The following is a 3,396-nucleotide window of genomic DNA, read 5'->3' on the forward strand; positions in this document are numbered from 1 at the left end:
GAAACCCCGCCCCCCGCAAAGGTTCTTGTTCGCAGCAATCAAACCTTGATGATGTAGTTCACCACCAGGAACGGCTGCATGTTGTTGTGCGGTTGGTCGCCGCCCTGGAACGAGCCGGTAGAACGCAAGTTACTGTAGTCCTCAGATCCGGATCCAATACCCTCACCTCCTGAACCAGAGACCCGAACCAAACTGTAGAAGGAGTTTTCCCAAGCGTGCTCGTGATAGGGCATCTCATCAATCGTCAGCTGATGGGTTTCTTCACCACCAGCCGCACCGATCACACGATCCGTCAGGCCATCGCCCTGCCCGGCACCAATCGGCGCCCGACCACGCAGATCCGGCAGTTTGAAACTACCAGCGGCCTGCCCGACACCATAGGTCGTGCCAATCGCGGTAAACAGATCGGCATATTCCGCCGCCAGAAGTTCCGCACCATCGCAAATCATAAAGCCTTCCGGTGCCACCGAACCGGCAAACGGCAGGATGGTCGCAACCGGCACAGAACCACCCCCAGAACTGCCACCCCCAAAAAGGGTTTCAAGTGCCTGCAACAGCTGGGTATCGTCCATACGATCCGGAACAATATCGGCCGCCAGAACAACATTCAGAACTTCACTTTCAACCGGCCTTAAACACTGCATATGAATTCTCCAATTTGGACAAAAAAGAACCCCGGCAAACACGGTCTGCCGGGGATATCGGGTTTGACTGAGAGACTTATGCAGACGTCGGATAGAACGCCTTGATCGCATAGGTCATCGCGATGTTGCGCGGGCGGGTTTCAGATGCAACGCGTGGTGATCCACTCGCACTATCGGTTACCGGGTTCCCCACTCCAACACCGGGCTGGTATGGGCCGATCTGGTCGAAATTCTCGGCACTTGGATGATAGGATCCGCCTACCATCAGTGTTGCTGGGCTTTGAAAGAATTCGTGCTTATGCCCCTGAAACGCATCTGCCTGTGCCGACGCAAACACACGCCCATCATCAACGCCGCGACCATCATCGGAACCACGAATGAATTCGCCCCGCAGGTCCGGAAGATTGAAGGTCGAAACCTGATCACCGTTGCCCCAAAGCGTGCCAATGGTCGCAAACAAATCAGCATACTCGGTACGTGAAACGGCCGAACCATCACAGACCAGCCAGCCAGTTGGCGGGGTTGGCATGGCGAAAGCTGAAACCGAACCGATTTCACTGCCAGCCACGACACTGCCACCACCAGAACCACCGCCAGAAATCAGCGCTTCGATGGCCTGTAGAAGCTGGGTCTTGTCATCGCAATCGGGCCAGATGCCTGCCCCCTGAATAACATTGAGGATTTCACATTCGACCGGGGTATTACCCTGCATAAGCAGTCTCCTTGGTTGAGTAAAAAGAAACCCCGGCAGCGAGATACTGCCGGGGCATTCGAAAGGATTTGATCACGGGCTTTAGATCACGCCGCGGCAGGAACAGTCGCCTTGATCGCGTAAGTTACTGCAACGTTGCGCGGGCGTGTTTCATCACCGACACGCGCATTCGGGGAATCGGCGCTATCGAAATGAAGCCGGTTCTGATTGGTGATACCGGATGTCGCGTCGGTGGTGCCTGATTGAGTGGTGTAGCTAAATACACCCTCGGGCGAGTTAAAGCGGCTCACGACACCGATACTGCCAGTGATCTGTTGCATCTGATCACCCTGATCAGACGCGAACACACGCCCCCCATCCACACCACGGCCAGCATCAAAGCCGCGCAGGAACTCGCCGCGCAAATCTGGGATATTGAAAGTCGTGGTGCCATCACCTTCGCCCCAAACTGTGCCAAGTGCAGCGAAAAGCTCGGCATAGTCTGCGCGGGAAACAGCCGAACCATCACAGATCAGATAATCGGCCGGCACGGTCTGGGTGGCAAAGGCATGGATGGAGGCAATCGGCACCTGCAGGCCCGCAATCTGGACGGCGTCAAACTCGGTGCAGATGGTAATCTTGTTACACATGTTTAGCCCTTTGTTGTCGGTTAAAGAAAAACCGGCAAGGAAACCTTGCCGGTATAAAACAGTCGTCCATTTTTCTCAGAAGTTTTGGTTCCTAAAGCGCGCAACAGATACCGCGCAGCCCTACAATACCGTCCGTTCCCCATGGCCCTGCATCTGAGTGCAAGCAACGAGAACCAGAGTTCTCACCGTAATTGAAGAAGCCCCCGCCGACAAAGCAACGCCAACCCGCGTGAAATACTGCGCCACGTGGTGTCGACAAATCCTGACCGACATTTACAACATAAGTGCTTTGATTGTAGTTCGTGGCACCAAGGTCGAAGTGACCATCAAGCCAATCCCAGAGGTTGCCTACGGCATCAACCACGTTGAACATGGATACTGATTTTTCGACGTTACCAGTGGTTGTCGGCCCGGTATTGGAAGTTGCCGACCAAGCATAGGTATTATTGCCATTTTGACCGGCTGGTGCGCCCTCGGCATAGGTCAGGAATTCCTCAATTGTCGGAAGACGCTTGCCCGCATTGCGCACAAGCAGATGGAAGTCCGAGCGGGCATAAACATCATCCTTGATCGGCATGACGCCATACTTGCTTACCGGTACATTTTCCGGCCACGTTCCTGCACCCTCCGAGTTAAGATAGATATCGGCCCAGAAACCGCCCGGCACGATTTCGACCATGCCGCTCGGATCACACGTTGGGCGATGGTTCAAATCCCAGACACTGTTCGGGACAATCTGTATTGCCGGGCTATATGCCAAATCATATCGACTGGCGACCGGACGCACGCGGCCATAATGGAACCCGCCGATTTTGCGGCTGTTGGAGGCGTCATAACCATCAGGAAACGCATCATTCTTGCTGGCAATCAACTTGGCGTCTGTCGTTCCGTCACCCGCGTCAACGGCAAATAGTCTGATGTCATCCCCGAGGGCCAAGGTGTTGAGCGATCCGTCATGATGCGTCGGCTCAACAATCGACCAATCCGACTGGGCCACCAGAAGATAGCCGTGACCATTGCCACCAATATTGACCAGGCATTCGGGAATGTTCAACGTGGTGGCGCCAGTTGCCGAAATTTGCCCGTCCATCGAAAAGTAGCCCGCGAACGCAGCAAATTGCGCAATATTGACATCCGAACAAATTTTAACCGTTTGACTCATAAAGCATTCCTTTGGCTCGGAGAAAAGAAACCCCGGCAACATCAGTCACCGGGGCGAGGTTGAGGGAGGATGAAAAGGGTGGATCGGGGTGTGCGATCAGTCGGTGTTTGAGGTGCCGATTGCCGTCATGTCGCGGACATCGACGCCGTTTGCACCGGAGCTTGCGACGACGAACAGGCCGCCGGACATGGTGGCGTCTCGGTTGGTGTTGGCGATGATGAAATCGCCGACGCGCAGCATGTCGCGGGC

Annotated in this window: 4 protein-coding genes; all 4 read right to left on the reverse strand. The window is 55.0% G+C overall.

The features are described from left to right. Window positions 1–38 precede the first annotated feature (38 nt). The 4 genes from B3Z49_RS16610 to B3Z49_RS16625 all read right to left on the reverse strand — a co-directional run bounded on the left by B3Z49_RS16610 (window position 39) and on the right by B3Z49_RS16625 (window position 3,147). Window positions 39–644, reverse strand: a complete 606-nt coding sequence (locus tag B3Z49_RS16610) for a phage tail protein (RefSeq protein ID WP_296992887.1) — start codon at window positions 642–644, stop codon at window positions 39–41. 76 nt (window positions 645–720) lie between these two features. Continuing rightward, window positions 721–1,356 carry a phage tail protein gene (locus tag B3Z49_RS16615; RefSeq protein WP_296992889.1) on the reverse strand — a complete coding sequence of 212 codons (636 nt, stop codon included), beginning with the start codon at window positions 1,354–1,356 and terminating at the stop codon, window positions 721–723. A gap of 86 nt (window positions 1,357–1,442) precedes the next feature. Next, a complete protein-coding gene (locus tag B3Z49_RS16620; RefSeq protein WP_296992891.1) occupies window positions 1,443–1,985 on the reverse strand; it encodes a phage tail protein in 543 nt (180 codons plus the stop codon). A gap of 91 nt (window positions 1,986–2,076) precedes the next feature. Further along, window positions 2,077–3,147, reverse strand: a complete 1,071-nt coding sequence (locus B3Z49_RS16625; protein WP_296992893.1) for a hypothetical protein — start codon at window positions 3,145–3,147, stop codon at window positions 2,077–2,079. Window positions 3,148–3,396 lie beyond the last annotated feature (249 nt).

Source organism: Thalassospira sp. UBA1131 (assembly GCF_002311515.1).
Classification (GTDB): domain Bacteria; phylum Pseudomonadota; class Alphaproteobacteria; order Rhodospirillales; family Thalassospiraceae; genus Thalassospira.

Excerpts from the sequence above, each read along its gene's own strand:
- B3Z49_RS16610 (WP_296992887.1), bottom strand. The coding sequence starts at position 644 with ATGCAGTGTTTAAGGCCGGTTGAAAGTGAAGTTCTGAATGTTGTTCTG.
- B3Z49_RS16615 (WP_296992889.1), bottom strand. The coding sequence starts at position 1,356 with ATGCAGGGTAATACCCCGGTCGAATGTGAAATCCTCAATGTTATTCAG.
- B3Z49_RS16625 (WP_296992893.1), bottom strand. The coding sequence starts at position 3,147 with ATGAGTCAAACGGTTAAAATTTGTTCGGATGTCAATATTGCGCAATTT.
- B3Z49_RS16620 (WP_296992891.1), bottom strand. The coding sequence starts at position 1,985 with ATGTGTAACAAGATTACCATCTGCACCGAGTTTGACGCCGTCCAGATT.